Genomic DNA, 19,010 nt, shown 5'->3' with positions numbered 1-19,010 from the left:
CTGGTTGCATCGGGTCAGCGCGCGTAGGCCCGGAGCTCTCCATTTAGCGCAGGGGCCTGCGGGCGCGGGTTGTTTGTCTTTTCGGCTTTAGCTTTGAGAGCGGTTTTTGAAGCGCCAGGATTCGTTCCCGGTTTCCACGATCTCGCAATGGTGGGTTAGTCTGTCGAGCAGAGCGGCGGTCATTTTGGCGTCGCCGAATACGGCGGGCCACTCGCCGAACGCCAGGTTTGTCGTGACGATGATCGAGGTCCGCTCGTAGAGCCTGCTGATCAGATGGAAGAGGAGCTGGCCGCCGGCCTGAGCGAATGGGAGGTAGCCGAGTTCGTCCATGATGACGAAGTCGAGCCTGGTGATGAAGTCGGCCAGCCGCCCCTGCTTTCCGCTACGTGCCTCCGTCTCAAGCCGATTGACGAGGTCGACGACGTTGAAGAAGCGACCGCGTGCTCCGTTGCGGATCAGAGCACGAGCAAGGGCGATGGACAAGTGGGACTTCCCCGTGCCGGTTCCGCCGACCAGAACGATATTGTGCTGCTCGGCGAGGAAGGCTCCTGTCGCAAGCTGGCGCACGAGCCCTTCGTTGACCGGCGTGTCGGTGAAGTCGAAGTCGTCGATGTCCTTGGCCAGCGGCAGCTTGGCGACGGTGATCTGGTATTTGATGGAGCGTGCTTGCTTCTCGGCGATCTCCGACTGTAGCAGGTCACCCACGATGCGCGGCGGTTCGTGCTGCCGCTTGATGCCGGAGGCCATGATCTCGTCATAAGCGCTGCGCATGCCGAACAGCTTCAGCGTGCCCATCATGTCGAGGATTTGGGATCGTTCCATATCAGCTTGCCCTCCTGAGGCTGTCGTAACGCGCGCAATCGGCCAGAGGCTCGTGGGTCAGGCGAAGCGCATCGGGAATGGAAAGGATGGCGGCCGGCTGCGGATCACGCTTGCGGGCCAGGATGTTGATGATGACGGCAGCCGAGAACACGCCCTGATCGAGCGCCTCCTGGCAGGCCGCTTCGACGGCGGGGAGCCCGTCCAGGCCCACACATTCGAGGATCGACACCATCTGCCGGTCGCCGTCATGCATGGACTTCAGCCGGCGGCGCACCTTCTCCATGGCGGCGGGCAAAACCCAGTCGTGGAATGGCGCACCGTTGCGCAGTGCTCCCGGCTTGCGGGTCAGGACCGGCACGTAATGCCAGGGATTATAGATCGTCTCGCCACGGCCGAAGCAGCGATCGTGTTGGCCGATCTCCACGCCATCCTGCCGGATGACGATGCGATCTGCATAGGCATGTATCTCGGCCGGGCGGCCGACTGCCGTGGATAGCACCGAGTATTTGTTGTTGTCGAAACGCACGAGGCAGGTCTTGCCGATCGAGGCCTGCACCGCGTGGAAGCCGTCGAACTTGCCGGGATAGCCGACCAGGTGCGGCCGTTCCCCATCGAACACCTCCCAGATCGTGCGCTCCGTTTGATCGACATGCTTATGGGCGCGGGCATAGCTGATGCACTTGTCCAGCAACCAGCCATTCAGTTCATCGTAGGACTTGAAGCGCAGCCGTGGCGTGAAGAAGCGTTCCCGCACCAGGTTGACCTGGTTCTCGACCTGGCCCTTCTCCCACCCCGACGCCGGCGTGCAGGCCACCGGCTCGATCAGGTAATGGCTACACATCTGCAGGAAGCGGCGATTGTATTGTCGTTCCCTGCCGACGAAGACCGTCTCCACCGCCGTCTTCATGTTATCGTAGATGCCGCGCGTGCAGGCCCCGCCGAAGAACGCAAATGCCCGGTCATGGGCATCGAAGACCATCTCCTGCGTCTCGCGCGGATAGGCTCTCACATACATCATCCGGCTGTGGCAGAGCCGGACATGCGCCACCTTTACCGTCGTCGTCACGCCGTTCAGCACGACGATCTCGTGGCTCCAGTCAAACTGGTAAGCCTCGCCCGGCGCATAATAGAGCGGCACGTAGGCTTCCGCCGTAACCGAGCCGCGTTCCTTCGCCCAGGTTCGGGCGTAACGCCGGACGGTGTCGTAACCGCCCTCGTAGCCGAGGTCGCGCAAGTCCTCGAACAGCCGGATCAGTGTCAGCCGTTCGCGAGAGGATTTGGCCGCATTGGCGAGCAGCATTCCATCGAGCTGATCGCGCCAGGGGCCGAGCTTCGGCTGAGGTTGACGGGTCCGCTCGTACTTGAACTCCGTCTCATCGCTGCGCAGAACCTTCCGCACCACTTTCCGCGATACACCCAACTCCCGGCAGATCGCCTTGATCGTCTTGCCCTGCACACGGGAAAGCCGACGTATCTTCAGAATTGTCTCCACAACAAGCATCCAAATAAAAAGCCTCCAATGAAACCGGAGGCTGTTGTAACCCCATCGCAGATGGGGGTCCCGTTTGGACGCCGATCACCCCATTTGCGGGGTCCTTATTCCATGCCGAAACACAAATCCTTTCCAGGAGCGCAATACTGCATCGCAGCTCAAAGGGGTCTATATTGGCAAATATCTGACTGCGTAGGTCCGCCGCTATGGATTCTACGAGGGCGGCCTGCTCCTCACCATGAGGCGTCAGCACAATAAGGTTAGTGCGGCGGTCCTTTACATCTGCCTGGCGTTTAATAAGGCCGTTTTCCGCCATCCGGTCGAGGAGGCGAACCATTGTCGCCTGTTCTAGCTCAAGAACGCTGGCGAGCTCGCTCTGGGTAATATTTTGCTTCTTTGCAAGGTAGAACAATGTCCGTGCGCGCGGATAGGTCAGCCCATGTGCAGAGACTTGCTGGTTGAATGCCGTGCGAATTTTTTGACTCGCCTTCGTCAGCGATTCCAAAAACTCTGCCGTGACAGTTGATGGGTTCATTGTGCGCCAATCGTTAGTATGCTAATTGAACTTCCAACGGCTAGCATGACTAGCATTAAGTTTCAAGGCGAGGTTGTGTCTGCCTGCAGAAGATTAAACGAAATCAGGAAGCATGCTGCTGCAGTCTTCACTGGCCGTTGATAGGGTCTACTAGATTGCATATCTGGTACTCGTCGAGAGTGCTCCGCCAGGGTCAGCGCATCGATTATTCCAGATTGTCACAATGGGCTTCGCGTCCGCTGATAAATGTCTCTAGGTAAAATGTAATCAGTATCTGCCCTTAAGAAGCACTGATACAGGCCGGAACTCTCTCCAGAAAGTGTCTGCATCGCAGTATGGATCGACCGCTTGAAGTGCACAAAAGCGACGTCAGCACTTCGGCATTCAGACGAATTTATTTGCAGCAAAATTTGCAGTTTTTTGGGGCTGTCAGCCACGTATAAGCAGCAGCGGTCGATGAAAAGCCGAAACCGCCGCATCTTCATGTTGATCGTTGATCTTCCATCCATCGCGGCGCAAGTGACCATGCGCACGGCGGTAGCCATACCGCACGCGTGTCTCACATATTCCTTTATGCGTCTTTCGAGTGGGGCCTGTCCGGTGCGGCGGGACTTGTAGTGGTATGTCGAGGTGTCGAACCTCAGGACCTTGCAGGCCCATCGGATCGATATGCCCAATCCACCAGCATCCCGTCGATCAGAGCAAATGGAACTCGGTCGGGGAGCGCTTCGATCCGCTGAGCAAGGCCGGCGTGTCGAGGCCTTTTTTGAAACCTTGGCGCCCATGGGCGCACCTGATTCAGATGTTCGATTCGACCATTGTTCGCGCGAGTCTCGGCGGCCGGAGCAAAAGGGCGCAAAAAGGCCAGGCGGTGGGACGACACGCGGCGGTTTCACAACCCAAATCCACGGCAATTTGGATCGTTCGGGAGACATTATCGCCTTCGAACTGACCGGCCGCGCAGATGAAACCCACTTCCAGAGGCATCATGGTTTCATCCGAGGAATCCATTCCGAATCAGCGATTCCCTGATATTGCGTTGGAGACAAGAGCAAACGGGGTCGACACAGTGGTGCCGACGGCGTCGAAGACGAAGGCGCCAGCGCGCCTCAAGCCGGAAGGTTGTCCGTTGGCGGCCAACTGACCATAATTCGACGCCAGATTCACGAAACGGCTATGATTTATCCCGTCGCTGGACGGTAGTTCGGAAATATCGACTATTGCAATTTTGAATTCGCGGGCAGCCGCAGCGACTGCCGGATCCCTTACGTCGAGCGAGCCAACGCGGTCGTCACCCGACAGCAGCCTGGAAATTTGCAACGCTCGGTCATCGCTCGAGACGAGAATAGTCATCGGCGTCCGCAGAGTCCCGATCGTTTCGATATTTTTTCGAAAGACATCTATATCAATGTCTGGCGCAGCTAAAATAACCGTGAGACGGTCTAGAACATCTTTCTGGTCCGATAGTTTAAGCTGCCGAAGCGACTCTACTGTTAGCCAGCCGCCCATGCTGTGGCCAAACACAGTCGTGTTTGGAAAACGTTTGCTTGCCAAGTCAGAGAGCAACAATGTAAGAGCATCCCGCGAATATGCTGCAGCCTCCTTGTCGGCTATATAGCCGGTAACGGTCGCACTTGATGGCCAAGAAAATAGTATAGGAACTCCATCAAATTGAGCATCGGCTGACATTTGAGCCAGGCGAAAAAGCGATTCCTGGAAGGAGTAATTGAAGCCGTGCACAAAGACTCCAACATCTTTGTGCCTGTTTGCGGCAATCCCGGCGAGAAATGGCTGACGCTCAATCTCCCGCATCCCAACAACGACGAAGCTGTTTTGCGGATCTGGTTCTATGTCGGGATATTCGATCCTGCCAGGCTTGTGGTTTTGCGGAATCGATATTTTGTATTCCAAATACCGCGTTTTACGCGCTTTCCCGCCGCTGTAACCAAGCCCTTCAGGCTCGGGTGAGCGGGTTGTTGTGACGTAGACCGTTACAGTTCGCCCAGCAGGCCCAGCGACTGCAACCGTCTGCAAAACAGCAGAGCTGGGACGGGTACCGCAAGCCGCAAGCGTCAGCAGCATAACAAGCGATGCCGCTATCGAAAGTGCAGACTTGAACGTTGGCTTGTTTTTGATCAATGTCACCACGCTCATTGGGAACTCATGTTATGCACTGCACTGGTGATAGACGGCCTAGCCTAGAGACTCTAATTCAGACATTTAAATAGGGGCTCTGGAAAAGTAAACTGGCGGGTTTCTTTTTTTTCGAATACGTCGATCAGCACGAGCCTGTATTAAAATTCAGTCGATAGGTATGAACCTGAGTGGTTATAGCGGAGAGCAAGAAATCCAGACGAGGACGCCCGCCGAAATCGGAAGTTGGGACGATTGCGCCGAGAATTCTTGCGGCAGCGTCTGAGGTCTTTCTCCGTGCGGGTTATGAGCAGGCTAATATGTCGGAGGTGGCACAGAAGGCCGGCTGCTCCAAACGCACGCTTTATCTCAGCTTCCCCTCGAAACTTGCCCTGTTCTCCTCGTTTGTGCAGTCTTTCGTCGAAGAGCGTCTTGAACAAATCCGCATTTCCATCGATCCGGCGGCTTCATTGGAGCAGCAACTATGTCTCATCACAGCGATTATTCGGTCCTATGCATCCAGCGAAGAGATGTACCAGCTCCATCGCCTCATCGTCCAGGACGGGCGCAGGTTTCCCGAGCTCCGTTCCGTCATGGAGGAAGCTGCGTGGCAACCCGGTAAAAAGGTTGTAAGAACCCTCCTGGAGGCGCATTTTACCGGCGCGGTAATAGAGGAACTAACATTCCTTTCGGACCAGTTCCTCGGACTAGTGGCACTGAGGGCAATCCACCATAATATCGTGGGCAAACCTGCGCCAACTGAGCCGCCCGAGCAACTCGTCCGTCTGTTTTTACACGGTTGCAGTGGTTTTTATCGTGCGCACGAAAACGTCAAATAATCTCGCATTGGCCACCGGATATGAAGTAAGTGGAATGCTTTGCCCGCTTGAACTGATAACTTAGGCTGACGGAGACTGCGCATCCGAGCAGGGCCGCCTTGTTCGGATGTGCATTATGGAAGAGTACTGGCTATATCGACGTCAATATAGACAGTGTCGCAGCCTTGAATATTCTCAGAGACCGTGAACGGGTCAGCCGCCTGGAGGTTGTAGACAGCGGTCGCCGCCGCCAGTTCAGTGACGAAGCGAAGCTTGCGATTGTCGCAGAGAGCCTCTCCGCTCCTCGGCAGGTCACCGCGACCGCGCAGCGTCACGGGATCACGCGCTGGCAGTTGAATGCCTGGCGCAGGGCGCGCGGTAAGGACGGCTTGTCCACCGCTCGACGAACGAGTTTGTTCCGGCGATCATCGTTGCCGAGCCGGTTGTTGCGACCACGCCGCCCGCGGCGGCTGTGGCCGTGCCACCGCCCATCACCGACGGGGGTCGCATGGAGGTGGTGGTGTGAACGGCCGGTGTGTGATCGTCGGCCAGGATGTCGATGTGGACTCATTGCTTCGGATCATGCGTGGTCTGGAAACGCTGCGATGAACCCGTTTCCGATGGGAAGGGATGTCAAAGTTTGCCCGTCGACCGGAATACTGACATGCGGTGCGGCTTTCCTTCCTTGGCACTTCGGGTGCAGGGAATTTTGAAGCATCCCGCTGGGAGTTCATCTGTTGCGTCCGGGGCCGCCGCGCTGATCTGATAAAATGATCTGGCATGATGGCCAAGGCGCCTGCCTGTTCACGAAAATAGGAGCGCGGTCGGTTTATCTGGCCAAATGTGGAGGGCGGTGCGGTGGCGATCACGCCGGCACGGCTTTCCTGTTTGCTCTACTGCGCATGTTGATGCCCCTCCTGGTAAGGCTCAATGAATCTCAGATCGAGGTGAAGAATGGTGCTGTTGCGAAGGTCGTGAACCGCGCTGACGACCACCGGGGAATTTTGGAACAAATGCTCCGGTTGCCTGCTGGTATATGAGGAGCGCTAATGCAGGTTCAGCTCTCCACAACTGTGGCCGTCGATAACAAACGAAACCTATCAACGCACGATGCGTATCGCCTCCTAGCAAGATCGGGGAAGAGGAGGTGATCTGGAGGATGCCGCGTCTAAGTCTAATTTTTGGCAACTCGGAGTGTGGCGGATTGGCATCGGTGCATAAAATATACTTTTTGGTACCTTTACGAAGCTCGCCAGGAGGATATATCGGTCTTATCGTAAGAGAAGATAGAATTGAATCCAACGCCCTCAAAGATCGCTCGGATAGCGCCGCACCTTAAGTGTCGCCCTCATATGGAAGGAAAATTCCCATGTATATATTTCAGAAATTGGTACTTCTGGGCACCATCTCGGGCGCGCTCGCAACTCCGGTGATGTCAGCGGACCTTCTGCCAAGCGAGCAGCCATTGGTGGCAGCGGAAACTTCGGGCTTCTATTTTGGCTCATTGAGCTCGGTCAATTTCTTGGATGACACAAGTTTTGGTTCCGGTGGAACGTCAATTTCAACCGATTATGACGCGGGCTTCTACAGCGCTTTTCGCGTTGGCTATGATTTTGGTGCGATAGGCTATGTTTCGCCGCGCCTTGAACTTGAGTTGGGCTATGGTACTTCGTCGGTCGACACACACACTGTTTCCGGTGTCGGCGCGGTCGGTGGCATCGATTCGTTTGGAGACATCCGCACACTGCAGGGATACGTAAACGGATATATCGACGTTCCGTTGGCGAGCAGCGGACTTATGAGCGCTGTTACCCCGTACGTTGGAGGTGGTGCGGGCTTTATGAACCTTGAACTCCGCAAGCAAGGCGTAGCGGGGGTCGCTACTCTGATGGACGACAACGACACGAATTTCGCTTACCATCTCGACGCTGGCGTCGGGATCAAGTTGCAGGAGATCGGGATGTTTTCGAATACTTCGCTACTTGAAAATACGACACTCGATATCGGCTACCGTTTCACCGGAGCGGACGACTTCGAATTAACAGCGCGTGATGGTACTCGGTCCTCCACAGATTTCCGGAGCAAAGCGGTCACGATCGGCTTGCGTAAACAGTTTTAGTTTCGATTAGATTTGCGAAAAGAATCTGCTTATCCTATCGCCCTAATTTGCGGCGTTAGGCCATTTATCGGCCATGCAAAATATCGCGTTCCGTTGAAACCGTCTGTGCTTGATGCTTGAAGAGCGTGAGTTCTCAGGTGTTCGGGCGCCACCCAAGTCAACTTCCAAAGGCTCCATAACGCTAAGATCATCGTTGAAAGCCAGCCGTTGCCAAGCTTGAGAAAAATGACACGAAGTCCCAAGCCGGGGGCATCTAAGCTGTTCACTTTATGAAAATCTGCCGACGTGAAAACGTACGACCCCGAAATGAAACGGCGAGTTTTTGTGATGCAATATCATAGGAGGTAAAGTTGAGAAACTGTTCTTTTTTGTTTCTATTTCTTGCAACGCCTGCTTTTGCTCAATCTCAACCAATCGAAGATGCGTGCAAGACTGTTGCCAAAAATTTCTTTTTGACCGAGAAGCTGAACGTCGGGGTGGCCCAATCTTTTCCGGCGCTAATCCCGCCAGGTGTTCGGATGTCTTATTCTCGAAGGCCTGACACGCCAAAAGACGAGATGTCAGATGTTTTCGAATGCGAATTCAAATCGGCGCAACCACCATACGAGCTCTCGCGTTTTTGCGTTTCCCGCACCTGCTACTCGCCAGAAAGCAACGAAGGTGAAGAAAAGCGACGGTTCGAACAAATGCATGACCTTTTAGGACGATCCCAATGATATCTCAATGTATTTGAAGCTAAGCGGCCTAAAAGCGCGGAACAAGCAGTAGAGCCTTAGAGTCGGACTCTCGGCGAGCTGCGCGGTGCGACCTATCTCAGTCGTGCAGACCGGCGTGAAGTCGCCGGGATGGCTGAAGAAGAATACCCAGTCACCACCAACCCATTCGTGAAAATCGAGCGTTCCGGTCGTGGTGTCAGCCGTAAAATTCGGTCCTACGTCGCCAATATGAATACTCATGAGATTATCTCCTGTAAGGATTGCGCCCGACTGGGCCGTTTAGAAAGGCGCGCCGCTGTATGCGAACCAGACCAGCTGCGCCTGAATGGAAATGCAGCGTATCTGGTTCACGCAGGTAAAAATTGGCCTGCGCTGCGGTACAGCATGTAAGCAGCAACCACAAAAATGAGCGTCGCGAAGAGGGTGTTGAGCATACCCTTGCGGGCCGACAACCGTTTGGCGGAATAGGCGCCGACCAGGCCGCCAATGACACCGCCGCCGATAAAAATTGCGGCAAGCAGCAAATCGACATAGCCCGACAGCGCATAGTTGAGCGCCGTCGTCAGTCCAAAGGCCGTCACGGCCACAAGCGACGATCCGATTGCATAGAGGATCGGCATGCCGGTGGAGGCGATCAATCCCGGCACGATCAGGAAGCCCCCACCAATGCCAAAGAAGCCGGAGAAGATGCCCGTGAGGCCACCAAAGCCCGCGACCTTGTGAATGTTTTCGCGCGAACACTGGGCGCCCGGGTTTCCGACAGCGCCGCGCTTGCGGAACATCAGCACGCCGACCACAAGCATCAGCACGGCGAACAGAACGAGCAGTTTTGCCCGTCTATCATCTTGCCGAAGCTCGATCCGATCAGAGCACCGAAAATGCCCGCATCGTCATAATCCGCGTGTGGCTTAAGGGAACCTTAAGGTCGAACCACAAGCCCAAGCTTGAGTGCAGCAGCGCTGCGAGACATTTGGCTTCAAGCGACGCAAAGAGCCAGGAAATAAGGATTTTGAATGGACTGCATCGCCAATCGCCGGAGGCTTTGATGATTTAGGTCGAATTTATCTCCGTCGCGTTTTCACCCAACATGAGCAAAGCAGGAGGAAGGCTTGGGCATATGTGTTTATCGTGAGGCTGCCGAGCAGGATTACAAGGTGTTGTTCCATAATTACGCTTATGCAATCAAAGGTTGCATTAAAGAATGCCTACATATAAAGGGATCACATGATCTGTTCTAACTGATGATCCACAAGGAATTTTAAATGCGACACTGGCTGGACAAGCTGACCGACCTCGCCGCCATTCCTGGCGATGAAAGCATATTGAAGGACGCGCTAGCAAACTTTACCGAACAGATCGGTTTTATAGGCTATGCCTATCTGAACATCAAGCCAGGACGCTCACTCGCAATCTCGAACTATCGTCGTGAGTTTCAATCCGACTACTTCGCGCGAGGCTATCTTGCGGTCGACCCAGTCATTCGACGCGCCAAGTCCCTGAAACGAGCCTTCACCTGGAGCGGTAAACAGGAGAGTCCACGGCTAACCAAAGCGGAACGCTTGTTCTTTGCGCATGCAGCCGATTTCGGAATTCGCTCCGTCATCACGGTGCCCATCAAGGCCGCACACGGTTCCATGGCGATGTTCACGCTTGCCTCGGAGAAGCCGGCAATCGACATGGACCGCGAGATGGACCCTGTCGAAGCTGCATCCGCGGTCGCGCAACTTCATGCCCGCATCAATCTCGCTGATCCGACCCCAAGTGTCGAAGAGCCGATTGGTCTCGATCCCAAAGGGGCCGCCTATCTCAGCTGGATCGCTGTCGGCAAAACGATGGAGGAAGCGGCGGACCTCGAGGGCGTCAAGTACAACAGCGTGCGCGTCAAGATCGCCGAAACAAAGAAACGTTTCGACGTGCACACCCTGACCCACCTGACCGCCGTCGCTATCCGCCGAAAACTGATCTGAGCCTCAGTTCACCGACACTTTCGGAATATGACCAAGAATGGTGACCAGCGTGTTCACCACATACATCTGCGCATGCATCTCCATGCAGGACTGGATGTAAGTGAGGTGCTGCGCGCCGCCCGCCTCCTTACCGGATTTGTAGGTGTCGGGCAGTGCCTGGAACAGCCGATCTGCAGTATCGACCAGACGCCGATGGGTCCTGATAGCATCGACCGTCAAGCTCTCCAGGTCAGACTTGGGCAGACCCTGCGTCAGCCCGTACACGGGACGCATTTCCAGTTTGTCTTCCGATGTCGGCGCGTCCGGTGTCATTCGATCCAATCTCCGGCTTGTCCGCGGTGCGCCCCCGCAAACGTTAATCCCTGATCCCAAGCCGGGGGTTGGAAACTGTACTCGGACAGTCCTGCGACCTTTAGTACCGAGGCACCTGGACATACGTCACAGGCCCCTATGGTGTAGCCGCGCTAACCGCCTCACCCGGCCGAGAAGGCTTTATCATCTCTCACGTAGGCTCATCAAACGGAAGAGAGAACATGAATAGATCATACGATTATTTCGTTGGGCTCGATGTGTCGCAGAGGACGACATCAGTCTGCGTCATCGATGCCGATGGCAAGAAGTTCTGCGAGGGCAAATGTAATTCCCGGCCGGAGGATATCCGAGGCTGGTTGGTCAACCGCGTCGCGGAGGATAAGACGCTGAAGATTGGCCTCGAGGCCGGCAATATGAGCAGTTGGCTCTACAGTGGCCTCGTGAAATTCGGCTTTGATGTCATCTGCATGGAAACATTTCAGGCTCACCGGTTCCTGGCCACTTATCGCAACAAGACCGACAAAAACGATGCCCGCGGTCTGGCGCAGCTCGTTCGTATGGGAGGGGAGGATTTCCTGAAGGTTGTCAGCATCCGCTCCCAGGCTTCGCAAGAGACACGAGTTTTGCTGGCGATGCGCGACCACCTGGTCAGCCAGAAAGTCGGTCTGGAAAACCATATTGCCGGTGTTCTCAAGCCGTTCGGCGTGCTCATCGAGCGTGGGAACGTTACGGCCGACACTTTCTACAAGCGGACCCTCGAAGGCCTAGCCGAGGCCGAGAAGAACGGCGTCCATGTGAGATCATATGTGCTGCCATCACTCAACCTCTACATGGAAGCCGTCGAAGCCATCGCTCCGTTGACCGAGAAAATCCACGCGATTGCCCATAGCATCGAGATGGTCAAACGGTTCATGGACATTCCTGGAATTGGGCCGGTCACAGCTCTTTCCTTCTATGCGGCAGTTGATAATCCCCAGCGCTTCCAGAAATCCTCGGACGTGGCTGCGTACTTTGGGTTGACGCCACGTCAATTCCAATCAGGCGAAACAAACTTCATGGGTGCGATCTCCCGTCGCGGCGATCCGGCAACCCGTCGTGTTCTGGTGATCGCCGCAACCGTCCTGCTTTCCGGCACCCTGGAATGGAACAGTCTGAAGGCCTGGGGCGTGCGGTTGGCAAAGCGCATCGGCTTCTCGAAAGCTCGCATCGCAGTAGCTCGAAAGCTGGCGATGATCATGCACAAGATATGGGTGAACAACGATCGTTTCCGACCAAAGAATTTGAGCGCTCAGGAGCGTATCAAGCTGAAGCAGGAGCTTATCGTCGTCGCCTCGAAATCCGGACGGGTTGCTTCGGCGCCTGTTTGACCGAAACCCCGGTGAGTTCTGAAGCCGGGGGTCTTGCAGCAAGACGGCAGACGGGTGAGCGACGTTTGGTCGGGTGGCTGGTTGGCCGGGATCTTTCCGGACAACGCTGAAGCCGTGGCCCCTATTGGTCCCACCTGTTTGTTCTCATTGAACATCATAATGTAGCCGCCGCAATCGGAAGAAAGCAGCGTGACTACGGAGAGACTGATGATCTTGCGAGCAGGACAACAGACCTGATTTTTGCCATGGCGGAGAGATCCGGCAATGGTCACGTGCGTCCTTCGACAAGCAGCGTGCGAAAGGAAATACCCGCAAAATCAGCGATGTAGCAGAACTGATGGAATAGATTGACACCCGCGCGGCTAGAGACCGGCCAAATGGCCAGAGGATTCTGATGTCGAAACGGCCGACACCAACCACCGAGTAGAGGTTTCCACACCCCGAGGCAGCGCGTACTGCCCTGCCCGCCCTTATAGAGGGCGGACGCTGAATTCGCCAGTGCAAACATGCACATGATCACGTAAGTGGCATAGTGACCTTCGCGAGCATCAATGTCATTTGGCACCGATCCCCGAGAGATCTACACGAATACCCGCCTTGTTGGGATCGTCGCTCCGGGCTCCGTTCGTGACAGGATCGCTCACTTCCTCCCCGGCAGAATCTGCGGACGCGTCGATCGTGGACTCGTCCCCACCAGGTTCAGGGGCCTTCACCTCACCAGGGTCCGGCGCGCGGAATACGGCCATTCCCTCGAAATACCCCGTCTGCCAGGCGATGATCGCATCATCGAATACCTGTGGCAGCACTTCCTTCGCCGTCGGGTCGCCATACCATTTCATGACGATCCGGTAGACCTTGGCGAAGAGCGCCGAGCCCATGCGGAGATTTTCACAAGGATCGACCAGGTCCGGTTTCAGCGCTCCGGCCTCCATGATGCCAAGACCCGCCGGATATTGGGTGACGCCGACACGCACGATGTTGCGGCCGACATGCTGGCGGATCAGTTCCATCGCCTCGCCGGACGTGGCGGGCTTCGGCACCAGAACAATGCGGTTCCCGGATCGAACCGTGATCGCGAGTGGTTCCTGCGACCCCGCCCGCTCGATGAACTGTTCGACAATCGCGGGCTTTAAGCCCGGATCGGCGCATTGCTTGATGAGGGCAGCATCGACCATCTGGCGATCTCCATTATGTGTTGAAGGCCATGACGACGGGCAGGTCGAAGAGCTTAGCCCAGGCGGTCACGCTCGCCTTCTGGATAGCAACGATCGAGGTGCCTTCGGTCCACCAGCCGTTACCCGTTGCGACGATGACGCCAGGGGAATGCAGCATCGACTGCAGGACCGGCCAGAGGATGAGTTGCTCGTAGCAGATGAGCGGCGCAATCCTCGTTGTCCCAACCTCCACGACCGGGTTCGCGAACAGGTGCGCCTTGGCGCCGCCGCCCTGCCCTGTCCATCGCAACCATGGCTGCCACATGGAAACCGGAACCGGCATGCGCTCCTTGTAGAGGATGCCAGCGGCGCCGGAACCAACCGCCACTATGACGTTGTCGTAGCCTTGCGCATCGATGACGGCTGCGCCGGCGACGACCGTGAGGTCGAGCCCGTTCAACCCCTCCCGCCAAAGGCGAGCGACCGTCGGCGTCCAGAAGCCGAGCGCGCTCTCCGGAAAAACGACAACTTGCGCGCCCTTACTTGCGGATATGCGCGCTGTGGCGATCAGGCCACGGTGATGCTCGAGCGACCCGTCCCGGCCAAGGCTTCGTCCCAATTCAAGGTCTACGCCCATCCATCCTTCCGGTAGATTCGGCCCTGTCCACGTGGCAGTGGACCAGAGCCAGAAGCCTGCGAGGCCAATGGCGGCAGCCGACCAAAATCTCGTCACCATGACGAGCAAGCCGGCCGCAGCCGCAGCTAGGCCCCACCATCCCCATCCGGGAAACAGTACGCCGGCTGCGGTCAGCGGATGCGCCCATCCGGTGATGCCGAAGGGCGGTAGCCCCGTCAGCACCGCTGCCGCCAGATAACGCACCGCCCTTCCCTTTCCCGGTCGCCTTGTCCACGCCGCCGCATGCACGGCGACGAAGGAGGCCGAGGCCGCCATCCACAGCAGAAGGCCCGGCCAAAGATCGGATGAATAGAAGTTTGCAACTCCCTGAGGCAAACCGCGCGAGGCGGCCAGAAAATAGCAGGCTGACACGAGCGCCGCGACCCTGCGCGATGGCGACATCGCCCACAGCGCCGGGAAGAGCATCGCAACCGGAAGGGCGAGCACATTGCCGCTCCAGCCGAGTGAGCTGCAAGCGACGGATGCGACGATGAGCAAGGCGGATCGCCAACGATCCGAAATATGATCACGGATCGAAGGTGATGACCGGCCGGGCAAGGCCGAGAAGGCCGCTGTCGGGGACCGACCCGAAGTATCGGGAGTCATAGGAGCTCGCAAAAGAAGAGTAGAGATAGAGATGTCCTGATGGCACGATGCCACCAGGATATGGCGTGATCGTCCTGTCCTCCCCGTCCGTCTTCCGGACGACAGATGCGGCAAGGGAACCGCCGTCGATCACGACGTGATCCGTGATTTCGACATGCTGTCCGGGAAGTGCTGCGATCATCTTGATCAGCGGCGCGAACCCACCGGCGCACAAGCCTCGTCGGAGATACCCTCGCCGTCGTGCCTCCTCGAATATTGCGGTCGGGGCGGGCAGATGAAGACGAGATCTCCGGCCTCGAGCGGACGATTGAGTTTCTCGATGCGCCAGAGCCCGAGCGGCTCGCTCGGCGTCAGGTTCAGTCGATAGCCACCGACGACCGCAGCCGTGACGAGGCCCGCGATAGCAACCAGCGACGTGCTCAACAGCATGATCGCACCGCGTCGCCTCATTGCTTCACAACCGGGCTCTGGCGTTGCGCGAGACGCAATTCCTCGACCTGCCGCAGGGTCTCGGTCGTACGCTCATGGGCGGCGAGCTGCTGGGCCGTGCGCATGACTGGCCAAGCTTCCTTCAGGCGTTCCTTCTCCTGTGGCTGCATTCCCTCGGAGAGCTTGTCGAAGAGTTTGCCCGATGGCTCACGTGCGGCATTGGTCAGCAGGGTGCGTTCGCCAAACCGTTGGGCCACAGCCTTGTTGAACTCGTCAATCTCCAGCTTCGTCTCGCGATTGCTCAGCGCATATGCAAGTGCGGCCGGCAGATCGTTCCTGTCGATCGCGTCGCGTACGCGCTCCAGCACGGCGCGCGCGGCCGGAGACAGCGCCGGTATGTCGATCGAGACACGCTGGCGCAGCGTGTTCTCTTCGGCTTCATGCCGTTGCACCGCGCTCTCGCGCATCTGCAGATAGCGTTCGAGGTCACGCCTGAGCGCCGGCACATTGATCTCGGCGATACGGCGCGCCTCGCGCTCCGCCTTGCTGGCGAGAATGCCGGTCTTGCCCCTGAGAGGACCGATCGACGCCGGCTCGGCCTCAAGCTTCTGAAGCGCCTGTCGCGCCATGTCCTTATCCGCCAGCACGGCGTCAAAGTTCATCGCCCGGAAGGCAGTTTCGGGATCGGCGAACACATAGCGGAACCGGATCGAAACCTCCTCCCAGTGCCTCTTCAATGCGGGATCAACGTCGAGCTTTTGCCCGACCGCGTCCGCAACGGAATTCTCGAACCGAGTTATGCCGGCGACCATGGGTTTCGACTCCTTAGCTGATTGGGTTGGCGGGGATTGCCGCAAGCCGAGCCGTTCGCCGAGAGCGCGAAGGCGGCTCGCGAGATCGGTGAGCTTGCTTTTCTGGCGCAGCGTCCAGTCGAGCCGGTCGCGCAGCAATGTTCGCGCCACCTGCAAGATGCGCAGCCCTCGGTTTTCGGCGAAGGCGAGCGCCTCGCGGTAGAGCGTACCGCGCTCGTAGTCGAGCGTCGTCTCCTTGGCGTTTCGCCGCGATAGGATCTTGGCCAGCCCGCCGTTCATCTCGAAGGAGCGGCGACCGAAATAGACCTGAAGGTCCTCTCGATGGCGCGTCATCGCGACATAGGTCAGGTGGCGATCCAGAGAAAGGGAAGCCAGTACCTTCACCCTATCGACGGTGGCGCCCTGGCTCTTGTGGATCGTGGTGGCATAACCGTGGTCGAGATTGTTGTAGAACCGCTGCTCGACCCTCACCTGCCGGCGCTGATCGCCCTCGCCCACCACCGCGACGATGCGGTTGGGCGCGGCCTCGATCACACGGCCGATCATCCCGTTCTTGACGTCGAGCGAACCCTCGTTCTTCAGGAAAACGATCTGGTCGCCGGCGTCGAACTGGCGGGTGCCGTCGGCGGTCCTGAAGACGTGTCCCTCTCCGACGATACCGCGCTCGACCAGCTTTGCGCGCGCCATCATGTTCAGCATGCGGACGTCGCGGCGCAGATGCGCCAGCATCAGCATCGACCTGGCGGGATCGTAGTCGTGGTTCCAGGCCGAGATGAGGCTCTCGACGGCTTCCGATTTCAGGTTTTCTCCAACGACATGACCGCGAGTGCGATAGGCCAGCAACCCCTGTTCGATGTTGCCGCGCGCGAGATCGAGCGAGGCATGCCGCATCCACTCCTCGCGCTGGCGGTAGATCGTCTCGAGCTCGGCGTAACCGATGCGATCGACGATGGCGCGGAAGGCAGCACCCGCCTCGATCGGCTGCAGTTGCTCGGGATCGCCGACGAGCACGATCTTCGCCCCGCCCTGACGACGGCTTCGACGAATCCCGCCATCTGTTTCGAGGCGACCATGCCGGCCTCGTCCATGACGAAAACGGTCCTGGCATCGAGCGTGTCACGCCCCTGTTGCCACCGCAGCTCCCAGGAGGCGAGTGTGCGGGAGACGATGCCCGCCTCCTTCTCCAGTCCCTCGGCCGCCTTGCCGGCAAGGGCACCACCGACCACGCGATATCCGGCGAGTTCCCACGCCTCACGGGCCGCCTTCATCATGGTGGTCTTGCCAGCACCTGCGCGGCCGACCACGGCCGCGATGCGCGCGGAACCCGCAACATGCTCGATGGCAGTCCGCTGTTCTTCCGACAGACGCGAATGACGGGCGAAGGTGGCCTCCAGCACCTTGTCAGAGACGCCATGCGACGCGCTTGCCGCGAGCCAGCTCGATCGACGCGCCATCTCCGCCTCGAGCCGAATCAGCTCGCGCGTCGTGTAACGGGCCGGCACTCTTTCGCCGGTCGCGAAGTCGATTGTGTCGCGCTGGAGACGCAGCACCTCCGGGCTCTGTATGATCCGAGCCAGAAGCTGCTGGAACACGGCCGGATCGTCGACATACCGGTTCAAAACCTTCGCGACATCCCGGCTGTCGAAGACGCTTTTCTCCCGCGTGATCAGGTCGAGCACGATCGCGGGATTGCGCAGAATACGGCGGGTATTTTCGCTGCGGCGTTTCTCGTTCAGCTCGATCCGTGCCAGCTCCGCCCGGACGCCTTGCCTCTCCGCCTTGCGCTCGATGGCCTTTGCCCCGACGCCGAGATGGATGGTCGGCTCAAGATCGATGCCCTGCTTCTCGTAGGAGCGGCCGTCGACGCGCAGCGAGATCCCGTTCAGCGCCAGGTGATGGTTGAGACGCTCGAACCAGGCGTCACGAAAAGCACTGAAGTCATCCGTCCCGCCGGCCCAGAGCTCGTAGACGATCTTTCCCGCCTTGTTGCGCAACGGTTGCCCGTCTTCGCCGAGAACCGGCATCTTCTTCGCGCCAAATCCGTCCTCGGTGAGCGGCCGCAATGTCGTCATCAGGTGGATATGCGGATTACCGGGGTTGTCATGATAGACCCAGTCCGCGACCATGCCCTTGGCGAGGATATGTTTCTCCACGAAATCCCGTATGAGCGCGATGTTCTGCTCGGGCGTCAGTTCCAGTGGCAGCGCGATGGTCAGGTCCTTGGCGAGTTGCGCATCGGAGCGCTTCTCGAAGGCCTCGACCTTGTTCCAGAAGGCTTCGGAGGCTCCCGGAATCGAGCGATCGGCTAACAGCATCCGCGCCCATTTCGGGGCGTCGACGGGCAAGACAAACTCCTCGTGCAGGAGCCCCTGTTTGCGGGTGTAGTCGATCGTGCGGGCCTCGCGCTCGTATTCCATCCTGGCGCAGTGCCGGTAGGCCGCCGACAGCACGGCGCTGCGGCCGTCGCCGCGGCTGACGATGCTGACGGAGAAGTGGGCAATGGCCACGGCGACAAAAGCTCCTGGTTCGAACCTCGTTCGTCGGAGCTGGCCAGGCCATTCAGAGCCCAACGCAAGGCGTCGCGTCAGCGACGTATAATTGCGCCCTTGGAACCGCTCCTTCGGAACGGCCGGGATCATCCTCCAAAGTGTAGGCCTTGCCGACGTGCAAATCTGCACATTTCCTTCCAAGGGCATCCGGAGGAGTTTTGGCGTCGCGCATGCAACGCCAAGACAGCCAGGGAGTGCCACCGGCATGAAGAAACCGTCATCGAAGATCAGGGAAGAAATCGCCAGGCTCCAGGAGCAGCTCAAAGCAGCAGAAACACGCGAGGCCGAGCGCATCGGCAGAATCGCGCTGAAGGCCGGTCTCGGCGAGATCGAGATCGAGGAAGCCGCACTTCAGGCGGCGTTCGAGGACATCGCCGGACGGTTTCGCGGAGGCAAGGGACAGACGACCGGAAAGAAGAATGCCGGCGACGGCAGGACCGGCGGCGACACGTCCACGGCGGTCGCGTCTGGCGCGGATGCGGGCGGCTCTGGCGAGGCTTGAG

11 protein-coding genes and 7 pseudogenes are annotated in these 19,010 nt (G+C 58.1%); 6 read left to right on the top strand and 12 right to left on the bottom strand.

The genetic code is table 11. From position 1 onward, the window contains the following. Positions 1-87: 87 nt before the first annotated feature. From istB to shn_RS34705, 5 genes and pseudogenes are all read right to left on the bottom strand, one after another. Entirely contained in the window at positions 88-822 is a 735-nt protein-coding gene (gene istB, locus shn_RS34715) for an IS21-like element helper ATPase IstB (RefSeq protein WP_003501246.1), read from the bottom strand. Beyond that, positions 755-2,314: pseudogene (gene istA, locus shn_RS34710) on the bottom strand (IS21 family transposase). The gene istB and the pseudogene istA overlap by 68 nt, the downstream one beginning before the upstream one ends. Beyond that, entirely contained in the window at positions 2,196-2,849 is a 654-nt protein-coding gene (locus tag shn_RS37375; RefSeq protein ID WP_084438774.1) for a MarR family winged helix-turn-helix transcriptional regulator, read from the bottom strand. Before shn_RS37375 ends, istA begins: the two are co-directional and overlap by 119 nt. 492 nt (positions 2,850-3,341) lie before the next feature. Next, a pseudogene (locus shn_RS37370) lies at positions 3,342-3,540 on the bottom strand (IS3 family transposase); the annotation flags it as partial. A gap of 326 nt (positions 3,541-3,866) precedes the next feature. Further along, positions 3,867-5,003, bottom strand: a complete 1,137-nt coding sequence (locus shn_RS34705) for an alpha/beta hydrolase (RefSeq protein ID WP_064334964.1) — start codon at positions 5,001-5,003, stop codon at positions 3,867-3,869. Between the two features lie 170 nt (positions 5,004-5,173). Here shn_RS34705 and shn_RS34700 point away from each other — a divergent pair, with 170 nt between their 5' ends. From shn_RS34700 to shn_RS34690, 3 genes and pseudogenes are all read left to right on the top strand, one after another. Continuing rightward, positions 5,174-5,821: a TetR/AcrR family transcriptional regulator gene (locus tag shn_RS34700; RefSeq protein ID WP_084438773.1), complete on the top strand. Its 648-nt coding sequence runs from the start codon at positions 5,174-5,176 to the stop codon at positions 5,819-5,821. Positions 5,822-5,985: 164 nt separating this feature from the next. Beyond that, a pseudogene (locus shn_RS35650) lies at positions 5,986-6,409 on the top strand (transposase). Between the two features lie 760 nt (positions 6,410-7,169). Then, on the top strand, positions 7,170-7,919 hold the full coding sequence (locus tag shn_RS34690) for an outer membrane protein (protein ID WP_064334961.1): 750 nt from the start codon (positions 7,170-7,172) through the stop codon (positions 7,917-7,919). A gap of 785 nt (positions 7,920-8,704) precedes the next feature. Here shn_RS34690 and shn_RS34685 read toward each other — a convergent pair. Beyond that, positions 8,705-8,875 (bottom strand): annotated as a pseudogene (locus shn_RS34685) (redoxin domain-containing protein); the annotation flags it as partial. A 107-nt stretch (positions 8,876-8,982) separates the two neighbouring features. Next, positions 8,983-9,530, bottom strand: a pseudogene (locus tag shn_RS34680) (sulfite exporter TauE/SafE family protein); the annotation flags it as partial. Positions 9,531-9,897: 367 nt separating this feature from the next. Between shn_RS34680 and traR the strand changes: the two are divergent. After that, positions 9,898-10,602, top strand: coding sequence for a transcriptional regulator TraR (traR, locus tag shn_RS34675; protein WP_064334959.1), 705 nt, complete (start codon positions 9,898-9,900; stop codon positions 10,600-10,602). Between the two features lie 3 nt (positions 10,603-10,605). Here traR and shn_RS34670 read toward each other — a convergent pair whose 3' ends face one another. Further along, the gene (locus tag shn_RS34670; protein WP_064334958.1) at positions 10,606-10,914 is read right to left on the bottom strand and encodes a transcriptional repressor TraM; all 309 of its coding nucleotides are present in this window, start codon (positions 10,912-10,914) and stop codon (positions 10,606-10,608) included. Positions 10,915-11,135: 221 nt separating this feature from the next. Between shn_RS34670 and shn_RS34665 the strand changes: the two genes are divergently transcribed. Further along, positions 11,136-12,281: an IS110 family transposase gene (locus shn_RS34665; protein WP_064334957.1), complete on the top strand. Its 1,146-nt coding sequence runs from the start codon at positions 11,136-11,138 to the stop codon at positions 12,279-12,281. Positions 12,282-12,835: 554 nt separating this feature from the next. Here shn_RS34665 and shn_RS34660 read toward each other — a convergent pair. The 4 genes and pseudogenes from shn_RS34660 to traA form a co-directional block, all read right to left on the bottom strand. After that, positions 12,836-13,456: a TraH family protein gene (locus shn_RS34660; protein WP_064334956.1), complete on the bottom strand. Its 621-nt coding sequence runs from the start codon at positions 13,454-13,456 to the stop codon at positions 12,836-12,838. A 13-nt stretch (positions 13,457-13,469) separates the two neighbouring features. Continuing rightward, on the bottom strand, positions 13,470-14,717 hold the full coding sequence (locus tag shn_RS34655; RefSeq protein ID WP_084438771.1) for a conjugal transfer protein TraB: 1,248 nt from the start codon (positions 14,715-14,717) through the stop codon (positions 13,470-13,472). Then, positions 14,638-15,146: pseudogene (gene traF / locus shn_RS34650) on the bottom strand (conjugative transfer signal peptidase TraF). Before traF ends, shn_RS34655 begins: the two are co-directional and overlap by 80 nt. 17 nt (positions 15,147-15,163) lie before the next feature. After that, positions 15,164-18,465, bottom strand: a pseudogene (traA, locus tag shn_RS34645) (Ti-type conjugative transfer relaxase TraA). A 247-nt stretch (positions 18,466-18,712) separates the two neighbouring features. On the opposite strand from traA, the gene traC reads away from it, so the two are divergent. Then, positions 18,713-19,009, top strand: coding sequence for a conjugal transfer protein TraC (traC, locus tag shn_RS34640; RefSeq protein ID WP_064334954.1), 297 nt, complete (start codon positions 18,713-18,715; stop codon positions 19,007-19,009). Position 19,010: the final 1 nt, after the last annotated feature.

Origin of the sequence: Shinella sp. HZN7 (genome assembly GCF_001652565.1) — a bacterium.
Lineage (GTDB): Bacteria > Pseudomonadota > Alphaproteobacteria > Rhizobiales > Rhizobiaceae > Shinella > Shinella granuli.
Note: the sequence above shows the minus strand (reverse complement) of the source record. Positions and strands in the feature narration are given on the sequence as shown.